Source organism: Streptomyces sp. NPDC059499 (assembly GCF_042749285.1).
In the GTDB taxonomy this organism is placed as follows: domain Bacteria; phylum Actinomycetota; class Actinomycetes; order Streptomycetales; family Streptomycetaceae; genus Streptomyces.
This window is the reverse complement of record NZ_JBHYTT010000018.1, coordinates 30,562-52,921: the sequence shown is the minus strand read 5'-3', so window position 1 is coordinate 52,921 and position 22,360 is coordinate 30,562. Positions and strand designations below refer to the sequence as shown.

At 70.0% G+C, this 22,360-nt stretch carries 17 protein-coding genes, 1 tRNA gene, 1 pseudogene and 1 riboswitch; of the genes and pseudogenes, 10 read left to right on the top strand and 9 right to left on the bottom strand.

Annotated features, from left to right (window positions below; all coding sequences use genetic code 11):
* Positions 1–294: 294 nt before the first annotated feature.
* From ACFW9O_RS30840 to ACFW9O_RS30830, 3 genes and pseudogenes are all read right to left on the bottom strand, one after another.
* A complete protein-coding gene (locus ACFW9O_RS30840) occupies positions 295–564 on the bottom strand; it encodes a hypothetical protein (protein WP_384614008.1) in 270 nt (89 codons plus the stop codon).
* 249 nt (positions 565–813) lie between these two features.
* Positions 814–1,029, bottom strand: a pseudogene (locus ACFW9O_RS30835) (AbfB domain-containing protein); the annotation flags it as partial.
* Positions 1,030–1,139: 110 nt separating this feature from the next.
* A complete protein-coding gene (locus ACFW9O_RS30830) occupies positions 1,140–1,784 on the bottom strand; it encodes a YceI family protein (protein ID WP_384613866.1) in 645 nt (214 codons plus the stop codon).
* 214 nt (positions 1,785–1,998) lie between these two features.
* Here ACFW9O_RS30830 and ACFW9O_RS30825 point away from each other — a divergent pair, with 214 nt between their 5' ends.
* The 10 genes from ACFW9O_RS30825 (at position 1,999) to ACFW9O_RS30780 (ending at position 13,043) form a co-directional block, all read left to right on the top strand.
* Complete coding sequence (locus ACFW9O_RS30825) at positions 1,999–3,372, top strand: hypothetical protein (protein ID WP_384613864.1); 1,374 nt, start codon at positions 1,999–2,001, stop codon at positions 3,370–3,372.
* Positions 3,373–3,441: 69 nt separating this feature from the next.
* Positions 3,442–3,514: transfer RNA gene (locus ACFW9O_RS30820), tRNA-Gln, on the top strand.
* A 302-nt stretch (positions 3,515–3,816) separates the two neighbouring features.
* Complete coding sequence (locus tag ACFW9O_RS30815) at positions 3,817–5,106, top strand: cytochrome P450 (protein WP_384613862.1); 1,290 nt, start codon at positions 3,817–3,819, stop codon at positions 5,104–5,106.
* Positions 5,103–6,326 (top strand): cytochrome P450, encoded by a 1,224-nt coding sequence (locus ACFW9O_RS30810; protein ID WP_384613860.1) that lies wholly within the window; start codon positions 5,103–5,105, stop codon positions 6,324–6,326. Before ACFW9O_RS30815 ends, ACFW9O_RS30810 begins: the two co-directional genes overlap by 4 nt.
* A gap of 125 nt (positions 6,327–6,451) precedes the next feature.
* Positions 6,452–6,562, top strand: a riboswitch (SAM riboswitch).
* Between the two features lie 49 nt (positions 6,563–6,611).
* Positions 6,612–7,022, top strand: a complete 411-nt coding sequence (locus ACFW9O_RS30805; RefSeq protein WP_351172076.1) for a hypothetical protein — start codon at positions 6,612–6,614, stop codon at positions 7,020–7,022.
* Positions 7,023–7,298: 276 nt separating this feature from the next.
* Entirely contained in the window at positions 7,299–8,282 is a 984-nt protein-coding gene (locus tag ACFW9O_RS30800; protein WP_351172109.1) for an arabinan endo-1,5-alpha-L-arabinosidase, read from the top strand.
* Positions 8,264–9,748, top strand: coding sequence for a family 43 glycosylhydrolase (locus tag ACFW9O_RS30795; protein WP_384613858.1), 1,485 nt, complete (start codon positions 8,264–8,266; stop codon positions 9,746–9,748). Before ACFW9O_RS30800 ends, ACFW9O_RS30795 begins: the two co-directional genes overlap by 19 nt.
* A gap of 102 nt (positions 9,749–9,850) precedes the next feature.
* Positions 9,851–10,642: an ATP-grasp domain-containing protein gene (locus ACFW9O_RS30790; RefSeq protein WP_384613856.1), complete on the top strand. Its 792-nt coding sequence runs from the start codon at positions 9,851–9,853 to the stop codon at positions 10,640–10,642.
* 115 nt (positions 10,643–10,757) lie between these two features.
* On the top strand, positions 10,758–11,843 hold the full coding sequence (locus ACFW9O_RS30785) for a pectinesterase family protein (protein WP_384613854.1): 1,086 nt from the start codon (positions 10,758–10,760) through the stop codon (positions 11,841–11,843).
* A gap of 192 nt (positions 11,844–12,035) precedes the next feature.
* On the top strand, positions 12,036–13,043 hold the full coding sequence (locus ACFW9O_RS30780) for a LacI family DNA-binding transcriptional regulator (RefSeq protein ID WP_351172086.1): 1,008 nt from the start codon (positions 12,036–12,038) through the stop codon (positions 13,041–13,043).
* 67 nt (positions 13,044–13,110) lie between these two features.
* Here the strand turns inward: ACFW9O_RS30780 and ACFW9O_RS30775 are convergent, their stop codons facing one another.
* The 6 genes from ACFW9O_RS30775 to ACFW9O_RS30750 form a co-directional block, all read right to left on the bottom strand.
* Entirely contained in the window at positions 13,111–13,821 is a 711-nt protein-coding gene (locus ACFW9O_RS30775) for a hypothetical protein (protein ID WP_384613852.1), read from the bottom strand.
* A gap of 29 nt (positions 13,822–13,850) precedes the next feature.
* Positions 13,851–16,070: a glycoside hydrolase N-terminal domain-containing protein gene (locus tag ACFW9O_RS30770; protein WP_384613850.1), complete on the bottom strand. Its 2,220-nt coding sequence runs from the start codon at positions 16,068–16,070 to the stop codon at positions 13,851–13,853.
* Positions 16,067–18,043 (bottom strand): beta-galactosidase, encoded by a 1,977-nt coding sequence (locus ACFW9O_RS30765; RefSeq protein ID WP_384614005.1) that lies wholly within the window; start codon positions 18,041–18,043, stop codon positions 16,067–16,069. The genes ACFW9O_RS30770 and ACFW9O_RS30765 overlap by 4 nt, the downstream gene beginning before the upstream one ends.
* A gap of 14 nt (positions 18,044–18,057) precedes the next feature.
* Positions 18,058–20,313, bottom strand: a complete 2,256-nt coding sequence (locus ACFW9O_RS30760) for a WD40/YVTN/BNR-like repeat-containing protein (RefSeq protein ID WP_384613848.1) — start codon at positions 20,311–20,313, stop codon at positions 18,058–18,060.
* Positions 20,314–20,395: 82 nt separating this feature from the next.
* On the bottom strand, positions 20,396–21,319 hold the full coding sequence (locus ACFW9O_RS30755; RefSeq protein WP_384614004.1) for a carbohydrate ABC transporter permease: 924 nt from the start codon (positions 21,317–21,319) through the stop codon (positions 20,396–20,398).
* 17 nt (positions 21,320–21,336) lie between these two features.
* Positions 21,337–22,359 (bottom strand): ABC transporter permease subunit, encoded by a 1,023-nt coding sequence (locus ACFW9O_RS30750; protein WP_351179060.1) that lies wholly within the window; start codon positions 22,357–22,359, stop codon positions 21,337–21,339.
* Position 22,360 lies beyond the last annotated feature (1 nt).

The following is a 22,360-nucleotide window of genomic DNA, read 5'->3' as shown; positions in this document are numbered from 1 at the left end:
TGAGGTTAAAAGGCAAGTTAGTAAGCCCCACATATGTCGCCCAGTTCGAGGCCCGGGCCAGCAGGGAAGCGGCACCGAGTGGCCATCAGAGGGTTCGTTCCTTGCCAGCAGTTGGCCTGGTGGGCCGGACAGTCCCGTCCTGGCTCGATGCGGGAACGGGGCTGCGCCCTGCAGGCCTTCGTGTTCAGGGCGCTACGGGAGGCGTCCGCGCGCATGGTCGGCAGCCCCCGGAACGGCGCTCACGGGGTGCGGACGGTGAGCTGGGCGTGGGGGAGTCATGCCTGCCGTCCACGGTCAGATGCTGAGCCGGGTGAGCCTCTTCACCGTACTGCAGTGCTTGGTCCGCCCGTGCCGCCACAGCTGCACTGTGGTCAGTGTGAGGAGCCCGGCGAACACCACGAGGAAGACGCCCGCGATCAATGTCTGCCGGCCGCCTGTATCCGCATCGTTGTAGGTGAGCAGGGTGAGGGCCGACAGCAGCATCCCCGCCACGTATACCGAGCGGACGCGCCGAAGCTGCCGCACCGCACGAGGAGCAAGAGCAACACGCTTCACGAGAGCCATGCTCACCTCCGTACCCCCTCCAGGGGCGATGAGACGTCGACTCATCAGACAACTCCCCTCTGCGGAATGGGCCTCAGGGGCGGTGGACGCACCCTCGGACGGGATATCCGCCGTGCGTGACGAGCGCTGATGTGGTGACAAGGGCGGCCGAAGTACGGGCCCGAAGGGTGGGTCCGGCCGTACATGACTCGGCCGGGCCAACCAGGTCACCAGGGTCGGACGGTGGCTCCCGGCCGGCCGGCAGGACTCGAAGGACGCCAGGGACCGGTCGGAGAGTCCGGGTACGCGTCGCGACGTTGCGACGGCGCGATAGGCGGTGTCGTCGGTGCGCGCGCCGATCCAGACCTCCGCGTCCTGCTGCCGCAGGTAGTGTCCGGGGACGTTTGACCGACTCCAGTGGCGCGGCCGAGGGGCCGCCAGGCGGGCAAACGGCGGTACGGATCGAGACGTCGTCGAAGCGTGCAAGGGGCTTCCTCGGTGCGGCTCGGCCGGTGGTCGACGTCAGGCGGGCGGCGTGTACGCCGTTGGTGCCAAAGCGAATTCGGAGCCTTGGGTCCCGGAGCGACGTTCAGGGGTCAGCCCGTGGCCCGGATAGCGGCGATGTCGAACTGGAGGCGGAGCCTCTCGCTCACCATGGCGCCGCCCTCGGCCAGCCTCGCGTTGTACGTCAGGCCCCAGTCGGAACGGTTGATGGTGGTGGTGCCGTCGAAGCCGACGCGTTCGTACCCGAACGGGTCGGTCACGTAGCCGATGTAGGTGAGGTCCAGGACCACCGGGCGGGCGATTCCCCTGATGGCGAGGTCGCCGGTCATGCGGTAGACCTCCTTGCTCGTCATCTGCACGGCGGTGCTGGTGAAGGTGATACGCGGGTGCTTCGCGGCGTCCAGGAAGTCACGGCCGATCAGATGGGCGTCGCGCTGCTCCACGCCCGTGTCGACGCTCGCGGTGGCCAGTGCGATCTGGGCCCTGGAACGAGCCGGGTTCCGGCCGTCGAAGTAGAGGCGGCTCTCGTACTCCGCGAAGGAGCCGCGCACCGTCGTCACCATGGCGTGCCGCACGGAGAACCCGATCCTGCTGTGCGCGGGGTCGATCATCCACTCTCCTGTGAGAGCCGCCAGGGCCGGATCCGGCACCACCGCAGCTGTGGGGGGCGTGGAGGCCACCGGGGCGGTCGGTGCCGCTGTGCGTCGGAGGGTGGAACTGCGGCTGAAGAGGTTCATGATCATCTTGTTACTCGGGGGTAAGCAGCACCCGCAAGGCCGGATGGGGAAACCCGACCATTCATGAGCAGACTTTCACAGGGTGGAGTTCCGGTCGGCGCCATCGGTACGGCGCGAACGGCGTGCTGGTACCCGTCACCGGTCCGGGGATCCGGGGTTGCGGCCTGCGGATATCCAGTTGGGTACGTGGCCGAGGAATGGCAAGGTGACGCCCATGCCGTCGCCCACAGTCGAAGAACTCCTCCGTGAACTGCATGCCTCGCTCACACGGCGCAGGCGCCCGGAGGATGTGGCCCGGCTCATCCAGGATCTGTACGCGGCCCAGGGCACCGAACCCGACGCGGCCACGGAGGCGGCACTCGCGAAGGCCGCCGAGCATTCGTTGCGCAACCTCTGGCACGGCTACACCTCCATGCGGGAGGACTTCGCCCGCCCGGTCGGCGCGCAACGACAGCTCGCCCGTGTGGCATGCCTGTTCGCGGATGTGCCGGAGCTTCCGGACAGTGCGGGAGACGATCCGGACCGGATCGAGGAAGTCATCCGGCGTGCAGGCGACTCCATAGGTCGCGCGTACGGACAGAACGACTTCGGCGTGGACCGTCTCGACCGGGCCGAGCGAGCTGCTGCCGGTCTCGGTGAGGTCTCCAAGCGCCAGTACAACAAGCGCTTCCGTCTCCTGCGCCGTACGGAGGCGAAGCTGGCGCGGCTGATCCACGAGCGACGCCGCCGCGAGGTGACCATGACGGGCAAGGGAGCACTCGCCCACGCACTGCCGTACGCCCTCTTCGCCACGGATCCGGACACGGCGGCCTTCATCGCGTACTTCACGGCACGGGGCTACATGCGCAGTGTGTTCACCAACGGCCGGCAGCGCCAGGTCTACGACGAGGTCGCCGACGCACTGTTCCAGCGCCTGCGCGCGCATCCTGAGCGGACCTGCTGGTCTGCGGTCGCGCACGTGCACCCCACGTCGGAGGTGCTGGGCGCGGTGTCCGACGAGGACATCACCCACCTGCTGGTCCGGTGGAACGGCTTCCTGCGCCAGGTCGCGGAACTGCTGGAGGACGCCTGGAACCGGCATCCGTTGGAGCGCGACACGATGATCGTGCGCCGAGGCGACGACTCATCGACGTGGAACCAGGCCGCACAGGCGTGGAACGCGGCCCGGGCCCACTGGTTCGCGATCCTGTCCGAGCTGGGCCAGGACCAGATCCTGGATCGCGTCTGCCCCGGCAAGGTGCCCCGGCTGATGGCTGCCGATGTGGCGTACTGGCACCGCATGAGCGGCGGCGGGCTGCACCCCGACACCTACATCTGGGCAGAGCTGCCGTTGCCCTGGGAAGTGCTCCGGGGAGAGCGGGAATGCCCGCGCTCACTGGTCGAGGAGGTCTGCGCGCGGCATCGGATGGACCCGGTCGCCGGCGCCTGGACGGCCCCCAGGCCCACGGTCGAGGCAGTCGCCTTCCGCCGGACGCCCGAACTGGTCCACGGCGTTGCCGTGCGGGACCCGCTCATGGCCAGTGCCCTCCGGTCCGCCGGAGTGTTCTCCGGGAAGGGCAAGCGTGCGGCGGCGAGAGAGTGGCTGTGACCGACGGCCCCAGGACCTCGGGTAAAACCGGTTGCCCGGAACAGCGCCCCCGGCCATGATCGACGTGGCGGCGAGGAAGCTCTGCGGAGGAGCGCCCGGCTCTGATCCCGGGTGGACGTAGGTTCGAATCCTGCCCTCGTCGCCGCTCTCACCTCGCACCCGACCTGCTCAAACTGGGCTCGGGAAAGGCCCGTTGAGGCTCTCGGGAGCGCTCTCGTCGATTGCCCGTGATCGAGCGCCGCAGCAACAGCAATCAGCCTCCGGCGTCCCGGAGCGTGATCTGTCCGTTTGCGATCATTCGCGAATCGGCCGGGGTATGACGTGATCGTTAAAGGTCGGAAATCGGCGCGATTGGCGCCCGATGCTTCACTCAACCTCCTTATAGTGGTCCCGCGTTGATCGTATGGCCGCAACGCGCGAAGCCGTCTCCCAGGAGTCCGTACGATGACGACCCCTCGTCCGTCCGCCGCGCCCGCATCCGGCGGTGGCTGCCCCGCGCACGCCGCCACCGCCCCCGTACCGCTCAGCGGCCCGGAGTTCCACACCGCACCGCAGGCCCTCTACCGGACCATGCGGCACGAGTACGGGCCCGTCGTGCCGGTCGAGCTCCCCGGCGGCTTCCCGGCCTGGCTGGTCGTCGGGTACCGCGAGCTCCACCAGGTCACCAGTGACGGCGAGTTGTTCCCGAGAGATGTCGGGCTATGGAACCAGTGGGAGCACATTCCCGAGGACTGGCCGCTGCTCCCCATGGTCGGCCGCCCGATGCCGTCCATCTACTTCACCGCGGGCGCCGAACACCGGCGGCATGCCGAGATGGTGGTGCCCGCGCTCGAGAGCGCCGATCCGTTCGAGATCCGGGGGCATTGCGAGCAGCTCGCCGACCGCCTCATCGACGACATCTGCAGCCGGGGCACGGCCGACCTCGTCGCCGAGTTCGCCGAACCGCTGCCCCTGCTCGTCCTCGCCCGGCTCGTCGGCTTCCCCGACGCCGAAGGAGCGGACATCGCCCGGGTCCTGAAGGACCTGGCCGACGGGGGGCCCGGCGCGCAGGAGGCGTACGGGCGGTTCGCCGAGCACATGCAGCGGCTCGTGGCGGTCAAGCGGGACGCGCCCGGGGACGACATCACCTCCCGGATGCTCGCGAACCCGGAGCCGTTCACCGATCAGGAGTACGCGCTCGACCTCATGGCCATCACCGCCGCCGGCCATCTGACCACGGCCGACTGGATCAGCAACTCCCTGCGGCTGATGCTCACCGAGGACCAGTTCGCCGACTCGCTCGTCGGCGGTCGGCGCAGCGTCGGCGACGCCATGAACGAGGTCCTCTGGGAGGAGAGCCCGACCCAGATCCTCGCCGGCCGCTGGGCGGTCCGCGACACCCAGCTCGGCGGACGGACGATCCGCGCCGGGGACATGCTGCTGCTCGGTCTGGGGGCGGCCAACACCGACCCCCTCGTACGCCAGGACCTGGGGTCCGGCGGTGCCACGAGGCACGGCAGCAACAGCGCGCACCTGGCCTTCAGCCACGGTGAGTACCGCTGCCCCTTCCCCGCGCAGGAGATTGCCGAGATCATCGCCCGTACCGGGATCGAGGTCCTCCTCGACCGGCTGCCCGATCTCGAACTCGCCGTCGCCGAGAAGGACCTCGTCCGGCGGCCGTCCGCCTTCCTGCGCGGGATGAACGCGCTCCCCGTCCGCTTCGCTCCCGTACGTACGACAGGAGATCTGCTGTGAACTGCCCTCACGCGACCGTGGTCATCGACCCCATGGTCCAGAACCTCGACGGTGAGACCGAGCAGCTGCGCCAGGCGGGGCCGCTCGCGCGCATCGAGCTGCTGGGGGTCCCGGCGTGGACCGTCACGCGGCACGCCGAGGCACGTCAACTGCTCGTCGACCCGCGGCTGGTGAAGGACCTGGACGCCTGGGGGCTGTGGAGGAGCGGGGAGGTCACCCACGCGTGGCCCCTGATCGGAATGATCGATGCCGGTCGCTCCATGTTCACGGTCGACGGCGGCGAGCACAGGAGGCTGCGGACGAAGACCTCCCAGGCGCTCACCCCGCGCCGGCTCGAGGCGGTCCGCCCCGCCATCGAGAAGTTCACCGAGGAGCTCCTCGACGCCCTCGCCGAGCAGGGCAAGGACGGGGTCGTCGACCTCAAGGCCGTCTTCGCCCAGCCGCTGCCGATGCGGGTCGTCGGGCTGCTGATGGGGGTGGACGAGGACCAGTTCCCGATGCTGACGAAGCAGTACAAGGCCTTCTTCTCCATGCTCACCCCGCAGGAGGAGCGTCTGGCGCTGCTGCGGGAGCTGGACGTCTTCTACACCGATCTCGTACGGGAGAAGACGGCGCGGGCCACCGACGACCTCACCAGTGCGCTGATCCTGGCCGACGAGGGCGGCGAGCCCCTCACCGAGGAGGAGGTCGTCGGCAACCTCAAGGCCATGGTGGCCGCCGGGCACGAGACCACGATCGGGCTCATCCTCAACGCCGTACGCGCACTGCTCGCCCATCCCGACCAGCTGCGGATGGTGCTGGACGGGGAGATCCCGTGGGAGACGGTCGTCGAGGAGACGCTGCGCTGGGACACGCCCACCACGCACCTGCTGATGCGTTTCGCCACCGAGGACATCCAGGTCGGCGACCAGGTGATCGCCGCGGGAGAGGGCGTCGTCATCTCCTACCGGGTCATCGGACGCGACGCCGAACACCACGGCGAGGACGCCGACTCCTTCGACATCACCCGTCCGACACCGATCCGGCACATGACCTTCGGTCACGGCCCCCACATCTGCCCCGGTGCCGCGCTGTCACGGGTGGAGGCCGGCATCGCACTCCCCGCCCTTTTCGCACGCTTCCCCGCGCTCAAGCTCGCGATACCGGACGACGAGATCCGCAAGCTGCCGGTGATGACGCAGAACGACATGGAGGCCTTCCCCGTCCTGCTGCACGGCTGAGGCGGGTCGGATCAGGAGGGCATGCGCGAGGGCGGGGACGCGTACGGGCGGGAGGCATCGCGCCCGTACGCGGGGGGTGGTCCGGCGGCCCCGACGTCCTCCCGGCTCCTGTTACGCTTTTGACGGGTCATGAGTTCCAGTGGAAAGCCCCGGCTCGCTGGACGGCACCCCGCTCCGCTGCGGGTGCTCCGGGTGACGACCCGCTCCGCGCGGCACCGTGCGGGGAACAGCGGACCACCGGGGACGGGCCCCCGGGGTCCAGGACCCCGGAAGGCGACAACAGCCATGCTTCCCCACCTCATTCACCACGACGCCTGCGCGCGCTACGCGCCCGGCCACCACGTGCACTGGATCCACGCCAAGAAGTGCGTACAGGAACCCGGCCAGGCCGTGGAACTCCTGCTGACCGCGGGCGATGTCCGCGACGACGGCTGGCTGGTCCTTCGCGCGGCCTTCGAACACCCCGGCGGCCTGCCCGAGGTGTGGATGCACGCTCCCGCCGATCTGCGGGAGTTGCTCACGGACCACCGCGGGCGCGTGTACTGGCTGCCGCGCTGGCACGCGCTGCGCTTCGTCGGCCTCGGCGGTGAGGCGACCGGCCTCGTGAACGTGGGGACCGAGGGCGGACCGCTGTGCGGGACGACCGCACCCGATCCCCAGCACACGGGCCGCGGGAACTTCACCTACGGGCTGTAGCCGACCAGCCCCAGGAACGGTTGCGTTCGGCCGGCACCGCCCCTTTCGGGCGGGCCGGTCCGTTCGTGATACCGGACAGAGTCCGGGTTTTCGTCGAATGCGCGCTCAATCCGTTGACGCAAGACGTGTTCGATTCTACGGTCCCGTCCTGGCCGCTCGTCCGGAGTTACGAGCGCCGTTCGGCACGTCGAACACGTCAATGTCATGCGCATGGCAACCTCCTGGCCCTCGGTGACGACTGCCGGGTACCCCGACACGACCGAAGAAGGTCTCCTGATGAGCCGCATCCCGACAAGAATTCCGCGAAGGACCCTCGCCGCCCTGCCCGCCGCGCTCCTGCTGGCGCTCGTGCCGACGAGCGCGTCCGCGTACCCCAACCCCGGTGTCGTCAACGGCGACATCGTCGTCCACGACCCCACCATGATCCGGAGCACGTCCGGCCAGTACCTGCTCTACTCCACCGGCGAGGGCCTCCAGCTCCGCACCTCCACCGACCGCACCGCCTTCGGCCGGTCGGGCAACGCCTTCACGACGAAGCCGAGCTGGTGGAAGAACTACTCCTCCGCATCGGACCCGTGGGCCCCTGATATCTCCTACCGCGGCGGCAAGTACCTGATGTACTACGCCGTTTCGTCCTTCGGGTCGAACACGTCGGCGATCGGCCTCGCGGCGTCCACCACCGGCCTGGCGGGCAGCTGGAGCGACTACGGGATCGTCTACACCTCGAACTCGTCGAGCGACTACAACGCCATCGACCCCAACCTCTTCGTGGACGACGACGGCAAGTGGTGGCTGTCCTTCGGCTCCTGGTGGACCGGGATCAAGATGATCCGCGTCGACCCGTCGACCGGCAAGCAGTACGCCGGAGACACCGCACGCCGCTCGCTCGCCTCCCGCCCCACCGGTACCAAGGCGGTCGAGGCGCCCTCCCTCGTGAAGCGCAACGGCTACTACTACCTCTTCGCCTCGTACGACACCTGCTGCGCGGGCACCAGTTCCACGTACAAGATCAAGGTGGGCCGGGCGACGAGTGTCACCGGGCCCTACTACGACCGCAACGGCGTGAACATGCGCAGCAACGGCGGCACCCCCGTCATGGAGTCCCACGGCCGGTACATCGGCCCCGGCGGCCAGTCGATCCTCGCCGACTCCGACGGCGACCTGCTCGTCTACCACTACTACGACGGCCAGGACAACGGCACCCCGAAGCTCGGCGTCAACCTACTGAACTGGAGCAGCGGATGGCCCGTCGCCTACTGACCCTGCTGAGCGCCCTCCTGCTGGCCCTCGCGCTGGGGCAGCCGGCCTCCACGCAGGCGGCGCCGTCCGGGACGTCCTCCGTACAGGCCGCCGAGGGGCGTCCGTACACCAATCCCGTCAAGGCGCAGAAGGGAGCCGACCCCTGGATCTCGTACCACGACGGCAACTACTACCTGGTGTCGACGAGTTGGACCGACGTCATCACCATGCGCAGGTCGCCGACCCTCGCCGGGCTCGCGACCGCGCCGAGCGTGCAGGTCTGGCAGGGCGACGCCGCCTCGCGCTGCTGCAACATCTGGGCACCCGAACTGCACTACTCGGGTGGCCGCTGGTACCTCTACTTCGTCGCCGGGCAGAACATCGCCGACTACAACCCCACCCAGCGGGTGCACGTGCTGCAGAGCGCGGGTACGGACCCGATGGGCCCGTACACGTACAGGAACCAGCTCGGCAGCACCTGGATGCTGGACCCGAGCGTGCTCACGCTCAACGGCTCGATGTACCTGCTGGGCAGTGCGAGCGGCGGCGGTACGCAGAACCTGGTGATCGCGCCGATGTCGAACCCGTACACGCTCAGCGGCTCGTTCTCGACGATCTCCACGCCGACGTACGACTGGGAGAAGTCGGGCGGCACGGTGAACGAGGGCGCCGAGGTGCTGCAGCGCGGCGGGAAGACGTTCATCGTCTACTCCGCCAGCGGCTGCTGGACCCCCGACTACAAACTCGGGCAGCTCACCCTGACCGGATCCAACCCGCTCTCCGCCTCCTCCTGGACGAAGAAGTCCACCCCGGTCTTCCAGCGCAACAACGCCGCCGGAGTGTACGGGCCAGGGCACAACGGCTTCTTCACCTCACCCGACGGCACGGAGAGCTGGATCGTCTACCACGCCAACGACGCGGCGTCCGACGGCTGCGACAACGGGCGGACGGCGCGGGCACAGAAGTTCACGTGGAACAGCGACGGGACACCGAACCTCGGCACGCCCGTCGCCCTCGGTACGACACTGGCCGGGCCCTCCGGCGAGAGCGCGGCCACGCCGACCGCGTACACGGTGGTCAACAGGGCCACCGGCAAGTGCCTGGACGTGAACGGTTCGTCGACCGCCGACGGAGCGAACGTCCAGCAGTGGACGTGCAACGGCGGCACACAGCAGAGATGGCGCATCGAGGACCAGGGCGACGACACGAGCCGCCTGGTCAACGTCGCCTCGGGCAAGGTGCTCGACACGGCGGACTGCTCCGCAGCCGACGGCGCCGACCTGCGCCAGTGGTCGTGGCTGAACAACACCTGCCAGCGCTTCGGCCTCGTCACCACGGCTGCCGGCGGCTGGGTACGCATCGTCAACCGGGCGAGCGGGAAGGTCGCCGACGTGGCCGACTGCTCGGCCGCCGACGGTGCGGACGTACGGCAGTGGTCGTGGCTGAACAACAACTGCCAGCAGTGGAAGCTCACTCCGGCAGCCTGAGGCCCCGAGCCGCGTGATCCGGACGAGGGGAGGACCCAGGGGTCCGGGCCGCCACCCGGACCCCTGGGTCCTTCGTCACGAGAGGTTCTAGGCTGCGGTCGTATGGTCCCTCTCCTGGCGTTCGCCCCGCACCGTTCCACCACGGCAGGGCTCCTCGCGGACGCGGCGCGCGAGCGCGGTACGGAGGTCGTGATCCTGCCCCGGGACGGGATCCCGGACCGGCTGCGGGGGAGCGGGCGCGCGCACTACTACGGTGGCCCGCACTTCGCCGCGGAGGCCGCCGGGCCCCTGGGGATATCACTCCTGGAACCGGACGAGGGCTGGCTGGACGCTCTGCCGTACGCCTTCACCGGACGCAGGATCAGGCGCGTCAAGCTGTCGGAGGCCCGCAGCGAGAAGGGTCCGGTCTTCGTGAAACCGCCCACCGACAAGAGCTTCCCTGCCGCCGTGTACGAGGACGGCAGCGCGCTCCAGGTGACCTCACCCGGGAGCGACCCGCTGGTCCAGGTCAGTGAAGTGGTGACCTGGGCACAGGAGTTCAGGCTCTTCCTGCTCGACGGAGAGGTCCGGACCGGCTCCCAGTACGCCACCTTCGGCCGACTGGACGCCGCGCCCCTGGAAGGGCACCCGGAGGAGACCGGGATCCGGGACTTCGCGGAGCGGCTGGCGGACGCGTGCGGTGTCACGTTGCCCAGCGGCGTGGTGGTCGACGTCGGACGGATGCGGGGTGCCGGCAGCCGGGACACCGAGCGGTGGGCCGTGGTCGAGGCCAACATGGCCTGGTTCAGCAATGTGTACGCGGCCGATCCGGCCGGTGCGCTCGACGTGGTGCTGCGGGCCGCGGGGCCCCGAGGACTGGTCCGGGAACGGGACCTGCGGTTCCGCAGCGTGTGAGACGGGCCTCCGGCCCCCGGCCCGGAATCCGGCCACGAGCCGTGGCAACCTTTCGGGCGGTCGTGGCGACTACCGGCAGGAACCCCCACCTCTTCCCGACGGAACGGACCAGGCCATGGCAGCGAATCGACGACGTACCACGGCCGCCCCCCGACAGGGCCGCGCCCTGGTGGCGGGAGCGGCGGCGCTCGTGGCCGTCGTGTCGGTGCAGGCGCACGGGTCGGCGTCGGGCACCCCGGCGGCGAGCACCCTCACCGTCGCCAAGGACGGCACCGGTCAGTACACGACCGTGCAGGCCGCCGTGAACGCGATACCGGCGGGCAACACCGCGCGCGTCATCGTCTCCGTCAAGCCCGGCACCTACCGCGAGACGGTGAAGATCCCCTCCACCAAGCAGAACGTCACGCTCCAGGGCAGCGGATCCGGCCGCGGTGACACCGTCATCGTGTACGACAACGCCTCCGGCACGCAGAAACCCGACGGGTCGGGCACCTACGGCACGAGCGGCAGCGCCACCGTCGCAGCCGAGGCGAACGGCTTCCAGGCCCGCAACCTCACGATCTCCAACGACTTCGACGAGGCCGCCCACCAGAACATGAGCGGACTGCAGGCCGTCGCCCTGCGCACCGCCGCGGACAAGGTCTTCCTCGACTCCGTCATCGTCACCGGAGACCAGGACACCCTGCTGCTCGACACCGCGTCCAAGACGACGTCCGGCCGTGTCTACATGACCAACTCCTACGTCGTAGGCAACGTCGACTTCATCTTCGGGCGGGCCAGCGCGGTGATCGACAGGTCGGTCATCACCCTGAAGAAGCGATGGGACGGCAGTTCCGCCGGCTACATCACCGCGCCCAGTACCGCCGCGGACCGCAAGGGCTTCCTGATCAACAACTCGACCGTCAACGGGGACGTCTCCGCGGCGAGCTTCTACCTCGGCCGGCCCTGGCACGCGGGCGGCGACGCCTCCCTCGACCCGATGGCCACCTTCCGGAACACCACGCTCGGTGCCGCGATCAAATCCGCCCCGTGGACCGACATGAGCGGCTTCTCCTGGAAGGACGACCGCTTCGCCGAGTACAGGAACACCGGGCCGGGCGCGGGTTCGGCGAGCAGCAACCGGCCGCAGCTCTCGGATTCCCAGGCCGCGGCCCAGGAGACCGCGGACTGGCTGGCCGGGTGGACACCGTCGGCATCCTGAGTCACGGTGTGCTGGAAGCAGCCGGGGATCCACGCGATCGAAGCGCTTCGACGCCACTCTGGACAGTCCCTGTGAGCGAGTCTAGGCTCCTCGGTGTCTATGCATGTCAGAGTGTAAAGGGAACCGGAAGTGGACGCTGTCGAAGCGCTTCACCAGGTCCCCTTTCGGTCCTCATCTGTAATGGAGAGCTGAATGGTCACGCTTGCCGAGGTCGCCCAGCACGCCGGAGTCTCCGCGAGCACGGTGAGCTATGTCCTCAGCGGGAAGCGGTCCATCTCCGCCTCCACCCGGGAGCGGGTGGAGCACAGCATCCAGCAGCTCGGCTACCACCCCAACGCGGGGGCGCGGGCCCTCGCCAGCAGCCGGTCCAACATCATCGCGCTCATGGTGCCGTTGCGCACCGACATGTACGTGCCGGTGATGATGGAGATCGCCATCGCGGTCGCCACGACCGCACGGACGCACGGCTACGACGTCCTCCTCCTCACCGGTGAGGAGGGCCCCGCCGCTGTCCGGCGGATCGCGGGGAGTTCACTCGCGGACGCGATGATCCTGATGGATGTCGAACTCCACGACGAGCGGCTCCCGCTCCTGCGCGAGTCCGGGCGGACCGCCGTCCTCATCGGCCTGCCCGCCGACACCGCCGGACTCACCTGCGTGGACCTCGACTTCGAGGCCACGGGGGCCCTGTGCGTGGAGCACCTCGCGGGTCTCGGACACCGTGAGATCGCGGTCATCGGTGAAGCCGCCGCCGTCTACGAGCGGCACACCGGCTTCGCCGAGCGGACGGTGGACGGCATACGGGCGAAGGCGCAGGAGACGGGCGTGCGGGTCCTGCACCGGCCCTGCGAGGGCGGGTACGCGGCGATGGCCGGCACCCTGAGCCGGGTCTTCGACGAGCGGCCGGGTACGACCGGCTTCATCGTCCAGAACGAGGCCGCCGTAGAGCCGCTGCTCAACCTCCTTCAGCAGCAGGGCCGTGCCGTGCCCGAGGACGTCTCCGTCGTGGCGATCTGCCCCGAACAGGTGGCCACACAAGCCTCGGTCCGTCTCACCTCCGTCGCCATCCCGGCGCAGGAGATGGGGCGCGGTGCCGTGGAGCAGGTGGTGGCCAAGCTCGCGGGCCGCGGGACGGACGAGGTCGAGCTGCTGGCACCCGAGCTGACCGTACGCGCGAGCACGGGTCCGGCTCCGGCCTGAGCCCCTTCGAACCGGACGGGCCGGTCCCCGCGGGGACCGGCTCCGCCCGTACGTGAGGGCCCGGGGATCAGCTCGACGAGACGTTGAACGAGTTGGTCCTGAAGTCCAGACCGCCCTGCGACGAGGTGATCTCGTAGCCGAACTGGACGTCGCCGATGGTCTCGTTGCCCCACCAGCCCTTGGTGTCCTTGATCCACTTCAGGATCGGCAGGATGTTCACGGTGCCGGAGGAGGAGTCCGAGGTCCGCAGGAACGAGAAGACCTGGTTGGCGCCGTTGTCACCCTTGTAGACGGCCCAGGTGTGGCCGCCCAGGGTCACGTTGCCCTGCGAGGTGCCGAGTGGGCCGACGGCGCCGTTGTAGTTGACCCAGAGCATGACTTCGTAGTCGTAGTCCGTGTCCCAGATGTCGTACGACGTGTTGTAGGCGCCGGAGGACGGGACCGTGACGTTGTAGTTGCTCGTCAGCGACGACAGCGACGTGATCGGCTTGTTCACGATCTTCTTGGCGTTGGGGTACGACTTGATGCCGCCGGTGTTCGGGTGGTTGGCCCAGACGCCCCAGTTGCTGGAGGAGTTGGCCCAGATGGACTGGGCGCCCGCTCCGGAACCCCAGATGTTGTTGTAGAGGATGTAGCCGTCGGACGTGGTGTAGTTGCCCCACTGGTCCGATGAGGACCAGATCAACGCGTGAGCCGGTGCCGCGGCGAAGCCGATCAGAGCCGCCGCCGCTGTCACGGGGGCGAGCAGGAGCCTGGTCAGGGTGCGTCGTTGTGCCATGGTGTCCCTTCCATGGGTGGGGGGAATCGCTACCGCGGTCTCAGGGTGAGGACGCGGTCCACGCCGGCCGTGAGGACCAGCGGAGCCTCGGGGTTGTCCGTGCCGGTCTCGACGAGTACGAACCCGTGTCCCGGGCGTACGTCGACACGGGCGTCGCGCGTCGGGTGCAGGACCGCCGTCGCGCCCTGGGCGGACCAGCTGAGGTCCAGCCCGGCGCCGAACCTGGTCCGGATGCCGCGGAGTTCGCCGGCGGGGCAGGTCCCGGGAACGGCGGGCAGAAGGACCAGGCGGCCGGGTGCCGACTGGACCAGCGCCTCGATGACGGCGGCCGGCAGCGCGTGCGCCGCATCGGCGTTGTAGACGTTGCGCGCCGGATAGTGCGCGCTCATCAGCGAGTCGTGGAAGAAGTCGCCCGCCAGTACCGCGTCCAGAGCGGCGGACACCCGCGACGGGTCACGGAGCCGCGCCGCGATCAGCGCATGGTGGAGATGGCCGTGGGCGGAGTCGTTCTCCGAGCCCCGCAGTTCCAGTGCGCGGTGCGCGGCGGCCGCCTGTCGCGGGGTGTCGTACGGGTTGATCTCGTCCAGCGGCCACACCGGGTAGAGATGGCTGAGGTGACGGTGGTCGTAGGTCTCCTCCAAACCCGGCCACGCCCACTCGGCGAGCGCCCCGTCCTCGTTCACCAGATAGCCCGGGAGCCGGGCCGCGAGCTCCCGCCAGCGGCCGGCGGAGGGGTGGCCACCGGCGCGGTCGGCGGCCGTGGTCAGGGCGTGACGGGCGGCGGCGATGTCCATGGTGGCGTTGACGGTGCCCCAGCTCGCGTTCGCCGGGCGGTTCTCAGGGGAGTAGGACGGCACGATCGCGATGCGGCCGTCCGGGTCCTCGCGGGTGAGGAAGTCCTCGTAGAACAGTGCCGCTTCGACGAGCGCGGCGGTGAGACGGGAATCCGTCGTGCCGCTCGTCACCTCGGCGTGTTCGAGCAGCGGCTGCAGCAGCCAGTCCGCTCCCGCCGTCCACAGGTGCAGCGGGTAGGCGCGCTGGAAGTGCCGGGTGTGGCCCGACTCGCCGTCCGTATGGGACGGAGCGACGATGCCGCGGGCGCCGAAGATCGCACGCGCGTTGTCCTGCCAGTGGGCCAACTGGCCGTGCACCAGGGCGGCATGGGCCTCGGTGACCTCCGGCAGGGCGGCCGTCGCGGCCGAGGAGATCTGGAGGTTGAGGTTGGCGTTCGTGGTGAACGCCCCGGACCACGCGGTGTCCCAGTCGCCGGTCCACAGCCCGGTCAGCCGGGGCGGCAGCAGCCCCGAGGAGGAGAGCAGATGGTAGCGGCCCGCCGCGAAGAGGCGCTCCAGGAGCGCCGGACTCCGCGGCCTGCCGATCAGCTCGCTGCCGGGCAGATCCCGGTCCTGGGCCGCGTCCCGCAGCGTCAGTGTCGTGCGCCCGAACGCCTCGCGGTGCAGCGGCTGATGGCGGGCGAGCAGGGTGGCGTAGTCCTCGTGCGGCAGATCCGCCCACAGGGCGCAGGGGTCGGGGTGGCCGACCCCGCGCCGGACCCGGGTCGCCAGTGTGAGGCTCCGCGCACCCTCGACCCGGATGCCTTCGCCCGCGACGGACACCTTGCCGCCGTCCACCGTGGCGACGGTGACCCCCGTGTAGGTGAGGTCGCTGCCCGGATAGCCCACCCGCAACGCCATCTTGGCGCCGTCCGGGGTCAGCACGGTGGAGCGGCCGACCGCCAGGTGCGCCGGAGCGCCCGGCAGGCCGTGGTCCAGGACGAGGTCGGCGGTCAGCCCGGGATCCGTGATGTGCTGGACGATCACGTCGTCGGCCCTCGACACGAAGACACGGCTGCGCCAGGCCTCGTAGGAGGCGTTGACCTCGCCCGTCGTGAAGTCGACCTCGCGCCGGTAGCCGGCCACGGCTTCGTGCAGTCCCCGGCTCCGGCGGACACGGGTCTGGAACGCGGGGTGGAAGGGCTGCACCCACGCCAGCGGGCGCCCCGCGCCGAACTCCTCGGCCGCCGTGGTGTCCCCGGAGAGCAGCGCGTCCTGGAGGCGGCCCAGCCGGTCCGCGAGCTCCGGCGGCCGTGCCTCCTCGCTGCCGTTCGGCCGGACCAGGGTGTGGTGGTTGACGATGACCCGGTCGTCCGCCGGATCGCCGTACACCATGGCCCCGTGATGCCCGTTGCCGCTGAGGAAGGCGTCCTCCCAGCGGGCGGCGGGGCGCGGCTCCCACGTACCGTCGATCATGCGGAGGCGTCTCTGAGGACGGCCACGCCGTACCGGCCCAGTTCCACCGTGCCGTCGGTCTCGGCGCCCGTGAGGAGATCGGTGTGGCGGCCGGGAACCATGACCGTCACCGTGGACCGGCCGTGGTGGAGCAGGAAGAGCAGGGAGCCGCGGCGCACCGCCTCCACCCCCGCAGGCAGCCCCTCCAGCACGGGGTGTGCGCCCGACTCGGCCGCCACCCGGCCCAGCAGTTCACGCAGGGCATCCGGCTCGGGCAGCGTGGACACGTACCAGGCCGTGCCCTTGCGGAGCACCGCGGGCAGCCCGTCCAGTTCGCCGCCCCGGTAGGCGGATACCGTCTCCGCCCTGCCGTCGGGCTCCAGCTCCTCCGACCACAGGCTGCCGCTGAAGCCGTCGCACTCGACCGACGCGCCCGCGTCCAGCGGCCACCACTCGTGCACCGTGCGGATCCCGAGCAGCTCGCGCAGCCGGCTGTCCATGCCGCCCGGCCGGATCCGGTCCTCGGGGTCCGCGATCCCGGTGAAGAACCCGCAGACGAGGGTGCCGCCACCCCGCACGTACGAGACGAGGTTGTCGATCGCCGCGTCGCTCAGCAGGTAGAGCTGCGGGACGACGACCATGCGGTAGGCGGTCAGGTTCGCCTCGGGGCGGGCGAACTCCGTCCTGGTCCCGTTCTCCCACAGCCCCCGGTGCCACGCCTGCACCACATCCGGGTACGACACGAGCGAGGACGGGCGGCCCTCCTGGGCGCTCGCCCACCACGCGTCCCAGTCGTGCAGGACCGCGACCTCCGCCGCCACGGGCGTGCCGCTCACCTCGGCGCCTATCAGGGCCAGTTCGGCGCCGAGCTGCTTGATCTCCCGGAACACGCGCCCCTGTTCGCCCGCGTGGGTGAGCATCCCGGAGTGGAACTTCTCCGATCCCTGCCGGGACTGCCGCCACTGGAAGTAGCAGACGGCATCAGCGCCCCGCGCCACCGCCTGGAGCGACCAGAGCCGGTTGAGTCCTGTCGGCTTGGGGTGGTTGACCCCGCGCCAGTTGACCGGCCCCGCCGCCTGCTCCATCAGCATCCACGGGCCCGCGGCCTGCGAACGCGTCATGTCGGCGAGCATGGCGTTGTACTGGCCGCCCTGCGGGTCCTGGGGGTCCGGATAGATGTCGACGGAGACGACGTCCTCCTGCTCCGCCCACGCCCAGGCGTCCTGGCCCGACCACAGCGGCATGAAGTTGGTCGTCACGGGGATGTGCGGGGTGTGCCGGGCGACGATGTCCCGCTCGGCGATGTAGCACTCCATCAGGGCGTCGGAGGTGAACCGTTTGAAGTCCAGCACCTGCGCCGGGTTCTTCATGTACTGGGCGCGGCGGGGCGGCAGGATCTCCGCCCAGGTGTCGTAGCGCTGGCTCCAGAAGGCCGTTCCCCAGGCCTCGTTGAGCGCGTCGAGGCCGGGGTGGCGGGCGGCCAGCCAGCGGCGGAAGTGGGCAGCCGTCTCGTCGCACCAGCAGTGCGTGCAGTACTCGTTGTTGATGTGCCACACGGTGAGCGCCGGATGATCCGCGTACCGTGCCGCGAGGTCCTCGGTGACCGCGGCGGCGTAGCGGCGGTAGACCGGCGAGCTCGGGCAGAAGTGCTGCCGCGAGCCGTACGAGACCAGCGTGCCGTCCTCGGCGCGCGGCAGTGTCTCCGGGTGCAGTGCGCCCATCCACGGCGGCGGCGACGCCGTCGGGGTGGCGAGGACGACACCGATGCCGTGCGCGTGCATCAGGTCCATCAGCCGGTCCAGCCAGCCGAACTCCCGTGCACCCGGGCGCGGTTCGATCTTCGCCCAGGAGAACACTCCGACGGTGACGGAGTTGACCCCCGCCTCCTTCATCAGCCGGGCGTCGTCGGCCCACACCTCCTCGGGCCACTGCTCGGGGTTGTAGTCGCCTCCGAAGAGAATGCGGCCACGGGTGGCGTCGTGCAGGGACGGCATGGACTTCTCGTTCCTCATTCGGGGTCCGCGTACTGGATGCCGCGGCCGTTGGTGCCCAGGTAGACGCGGCCGTGGATGCGGGGGTCACCGGTGATGACCTCACCGGTCCACCCCCATCGGTGCGCGTCGTCGTTGATGCGGACCCAGGTCTCGCCCGCGTCGTCCGAGCGGAGCACGGCGACACCGTCGTGCGTGGCGGACACCCGTCCGGTCTGGAAGACCGCGGGGTAGGGGGCCTTGTGGCCGCGGCGCGGCTTCCCGGCGGCCCTGCCGAAGCCGAGGGCGTGCGAGGCCTGGCAGCCGGCCACCGCGGTGAACGTCAGCCCTCCGTCGGTCGAGCGCAGCAGCCCGTTGTCCTTGGCCGACAGCCACAGGTCGCCGGAGCGGCCGGGCGCGGCGGCGATGCGGAACTGCACATCGCCCGACGGGAGCCCGGAGGCGCCCCGGGTGAAGGTGAGGCCCTTGTCAGCGGAGACGAACACCGCGCCGGTGTCGGTGTCGTAGACGTAGAAGCGGGTGGGGTCGAGCGGGTCGGCCACCGGGGCGCCGCCCTTGGGGAAGGTGGAGATCTCGGCCCAGGTCGCGCCACCGTCCGTGGAGCGGTGCGCGGCGTACTTCGTGCCGTCCCAGTGGATGAACGACCAGAGGAGCGTCGCCCCGTCGGCGGACACCGCCACCGGTCCGGGAGCGGAGCCGGCGATCGCGGGCTGGGAGGCGAACGGCTGCCAGCTCGCGCCCCCGTCGTGCGAGTAGGCTCCCGCGGCGTCAGAGCCGGACGGCCAGCCCGTCCGTACGACGTACGAGGGCTTGAGCGCGGCCAGGGCGAGTCCCGTCGCCGTCCCGAAGACCGGGTTCGACGCCATGCCCCGCGAGGGGGAGGAGGTGAGGGAGTCGTGGTACATCACACCGATGTCACCGAGCCCGCTCAGCAGCCGGGCGCCCGACGGAGGTGCGATCAGCTGCCGTACCGCCGACTCCTCCAGACCTCGGATCTCCGGCGCCCAGTGCACCAGGTCGCGTGTTCCGAAGATCGTCGCCCCGGTGCCGTACACGAGGTGTCCGGAGTCGTACGGGTCGACGGCCACGGCCTGGATCCACCAGCCGAACTTCGGGGACTCTCCGCCCCACTTCAGGTACGGCGTCTCCGAGGCGTCGAGGACCGCCGTGTCCTTGAGCGAGGTCCAGCTCGCACCGCCGTCCGTCGAGCGGAACAGGGTGTCCACCGGACCCCAGCGGTTGTTCGTGGAGACGACGACCGTGCCGGGGCGGGTGGCGTCGACCGCGACCCCGCCGTAGCCGAACGCGTCTCCGGCAGCCGGGGCGACCGGGGTGACGTCCGTCCAGCTGTCGGTGACCGTGTCGAGCCGGTGCACCGAGCCGTCCGTCTGGTTGTTGGGCCCGGGGCCGTTCGCGTAACTCACGTACAGCGTCCGGGTTCCGGCGTCGTACGCGGCACGGATCGGCACCTTCGACGAGGCCGTCCCGGCGGACGGCTGACCGGGAACGGGCTCCCAGCCACCGGAGGCGGACGTACGGTACAGAGCCGTCCCCCCGTCACCCCAGCCCGCGTACACCGTGCGGCCCGCGGCCACCAGCAGTGTGACGCCCTGGCCGCTCGCCGACGCGGCCGCCGGGAACGAGGTGTCGGCCGCCCAGGTCGCCCCGCGGTCCGTGGAGCGCAGCAGACCGTCGTGCCGTGTGCCGAGCCAGAGCGTCTCGCTGTCACGCGGGTCGACCAGGAGCCGTTCGCCCGCACCCCTGCCGTCCTCGTTGGCGCCCAGCCGTACCGTCAGGTCCGTCCGCGCCCAGCTGGCACCCCGGTCCTCCGATCTGAGCACCGCGCCCGGACCGGCCCACGACTGCGCGTAGGTGCCGAGCGCCAGGTACAGCCGGTCCGGGTGTGCCGGGTCGACGGCCATGGCCTCGACACCCAGCAGGTTCCAGTCGTCCCAGCCGAGGTGGTCGGTCAGCGCCGTCCAGCGCGCCCGGCCGTCGTCCCACCGGTAGGCGCCCCCGATGTCCGTACGGGCGTAGGCAAGGCCGCGGACGGCCGGGTGGAACAGGATGCCCGTCACGAAGCCGGTCCCGCCGATCACCGCCGTCCGCCAGCGGTGCGGCTGGGACTTCCTGGGCCGCCCGGCCGCCGCGGCCGGGGCGGCCAGGGGCAGCGCGGCCGCGGCTGTCACCGCGGCCGCACCGGCGAGCACCGTACGGCGCCGGGGTGCGTTCTCCTGTGCGGGTTCGGGCTGCGGGACGGACGAAGCGCGCATGACGAACACACCTTCGGGTGGGAGTGGTGGGGTCCTGCTGTTCGGGGAGTTCGGGTGGTTCGAGGCCTTCGGCCCGGTGCTCTCAGCCCTTGACCGCGCCCGTGAGCATGCCTTCCTTGAAGTGCTTCTGCACGAAGGGCGAAAGGACCGCGACCGGCAGCAGCGCCAGCACCATGACCGCCATCTGGATGGCGAGCGGTGACAGATGGCCGGTGTTGATGACCTGGGCCAGGCCGGTGGGCCTCTCCTGCTTGATGACCAGCTGGTTCATCACGTTCTGGAGCGGGAGCATGTCCGGGTCGCTGAGGTAGATCGACGCGTTGAACCAGGCGCTCCAGTAGCCGACCGCGTAGAACAGCGTGATCACCGCGATGACGGCCCGCGAGAGCGGCATCACGATCTGCCACAGGATGCGGACGTCGCCGGCCCCGTCGATGCGGGCGCTCTCGATGAGCTCCTGCGCGGTGCTCATGAAGAAGGCGCGCAGGACCAGGATGTTGAACACATTCAGGGCGCTCGGGAGGATCAGTGCCAGATACGAGTCGGTGAGGCCGAGCCCCTGGACCACCAGATAGGTGGGAATCAGGCCCGCGCCGAAGAACATCGTCGCCAGCATGAAGATCAGCAGCGGCCGGTGCAGAACGGACCCGGTGCGCGAGAGACCGTACGCGCACATGATCGACACCGTCATGCTGAAGAGCGTGCCGACGAGGGTCACGCCGATGCTGACCAGAGCCGCCCGTGTCACCTGGCCGCCGCCCAGGAGCTCCTGGTAGGCGATGAACGTGATGCCGCGGGGGATCACGACCAGGCCGCCGGTCTCGGTGATGGTCTTCACCGAGGACAGACTGGTGACGACGACGACCCAGAGCGGGAACAGGACGCCCAGACAGACCAGCACGAGGACGACGCCCTTGGAGGCGAGCCCCGCCTTCGACGGTTCCTCCTCCCACGCCGGACGCAGACGGCCGCGTGTTCCGGGCTTCACCCCGGCAATGCCGGTGATACCGGCGAGCAGGCTGCTCACTTCTTGTACACCCCCTGCTCGCCCATGAGATGAGCGACTTTGTTGGCCCCGAGGACCAGCAGCAGACCGAAGATTCCCTTGATGATTCCGACGGCCGCCGCGTAGCTGAAGTTGCCGTAGGTGATTCCGACGTTCCAGACGTAGGTGTCGAGGACCTCGGACGCCCCCGGCCCGACGGCCGTGCGCTGGAGCAGGATCTGCTCGAAGCCGACGGTCAGTGCGTTGCCGACCTGGAGCACGAGCAGCAGGGCGACGACCGGGCGCAGGGCGGGCAGCGTGATGTGCCACATCCGCCGCCAGCGGTTCGCGCCGTCCATCGCGCTCGCCTCGTACAGATCGGGGCTGACGGAGGCCAGGGCGGCCAGGAAGACGATGACGCCCCAGCCGGCGTCCTTCCAGATCATCTCGAAGGTGATCAGGAACTTGAACAGACCGGGGTCGGTCATCAGGTCGATGCCGTCGTGACCGTGGTCGCGCAGCGTCTGCGCGATGAGCCCCGCGCCACCGAACATCTGCTGGAACACGGTGACGACCAGGACCCAGGAGAAGAAGTGCGGCAGGTACAGGATCGCCTGGGCCACCGCCCGGACCCGGGGGCGCACGAAGCTGTTGATGAACAGCGCGAGCAGGATCGGGACCGGGAAGAACAGGGTCAGCTGCAGCAGGAAGATCACCAGCGTGTTCTGCAGCGACGACCAGAACAACCGGTCGTTCACCATCTGCTGGAACCACTCGAGGCCGACCCACGGACTCTGCGCCATCGACTGGAACGCGTTGTCCGCGATGTACGGGTCGTAGTCCTGGAAGGCGACGACGTTGCCCGCCAGGGGGATGTACGCGAAGACCAGCAGGAGCAGCATCGCCGGCAGGGTCATCAGGATCAGCGTGCGGTCCCGGCGGAGCCGGTGACGCAGGGTGATGCCCCCGGCCGCCCGGCGCTTCTTCCGCTCCGCCCCGCTCGTCTTCACCGGCGGCGTCCGTGTCGCTCGCGCGCGCCGGTCCTCTGTGCTCAGTGACATG

Coding starts and splice junctions, on each gene's coding strand:
- ACFW9O_RS30840 (WP_384614008.1), bottom strand. CDS start 564: ATGGCTCTCGTGAAGCGTGTTGCTCTTGCTCCTCGTGCGGTGCGGCAG.
- ACFW9O_RS30830 (WP_384613866.1), bottom strand. CDS start 1,784: ATGAACCTCTTCAGCCGCAGTTCCACCCTCCGACGCACAGCGGCACCG.
- ACFW9O_RS30825 (WP_384613864.1), top strand. CDS start 1,999: ATGCCGTCGCCCACAGTCGAAGAACTCCTCCGTGAACTGCATGCCTCG.
- ACFW9O_RS30815 (WP_384613862.1), top strand. CDS start 3,817: ATGACGACCCCTCGTCCGTCCGCCGCGCCCGCATCCGGCGGTGGCTGC.
- ACFW9O_RS30805 (WP_351172076.1), top strand. CDS start 6,612: ATGCTTCCCCACCTCATTCACCACGACGCCTGCGCGCGCTACGCGCCC.
- ACFW9O_RS30800 (WP_351172109.1), top strand. CDS start 7,299: ATGAGCCGCATCCCGACAAGAATTCCGCGAAGGACCCTCGCCGCCCTG.
- ACFW9O_RS30795 (WP_384613858.1), top strand. CDS start 8,264: ATGGCCCGTCGCCTACTGACCCTGCTGAGCGCCCTCCTGCTGGCCCTC.
- ACFW9O_RS30790 (WP_384613856.1), top strand. CDS start 9,851: ATGGTCCCTCTCCTGGCGTTCGCCCCGCACCGTTCCACCACGGCAGGG.
- ACFW9O_RS30785 (WP_384613854.1), top strand. CDS start 10,758: ATGGCAGCGAATCGACGACGTACCACGGCCGCCCCCCGACAGGGCCGC.
- ACFW9O_RS30780 (WP_351172086.1), top strand. CDS start 12,036: ATGGTCACGCTTGCCGAGGTCGCCCAGCACGCCGGAGTCTCCGCGAGC.
- ACFW9O_RS30775 (WP_384613852.1), bottom strand. CDS start 13,821: ATGGCACAACGACGCACCCTGACCAGGCTCCTGCTCGCCCCCGTGACA.
- ACFW9O_RS30770 (WP_384613850.1), bottom strand. CDS start 16,070: ATGATCGACGGTACGTGGGAGCCGCGCCCCGCCGCCCGCTGGGAGGAC.
- ACFW9O_RS30765 (WP_384614005.1), bottom strand. CDS start 18,043: ATGCCGTCCCTGCACGACGCCACCCGTGGCCGCATTCTCTTCGGAGGC.
- ACFW9O_RS30760 (WP_384613848.1), bottom strand. CDS start 20,313: ATGCGCGCTTCGTCCGTCCCGCAGCCCGAACCCGCACAGGAGAACGCA.
- ACFW9O_RS30750 (WP_351179060.1), bottom strand. CDS start 22,359: ATGTCACTGAGCACAGAGGACCGGCGCGCGCGAGCGACACGGACGCCG.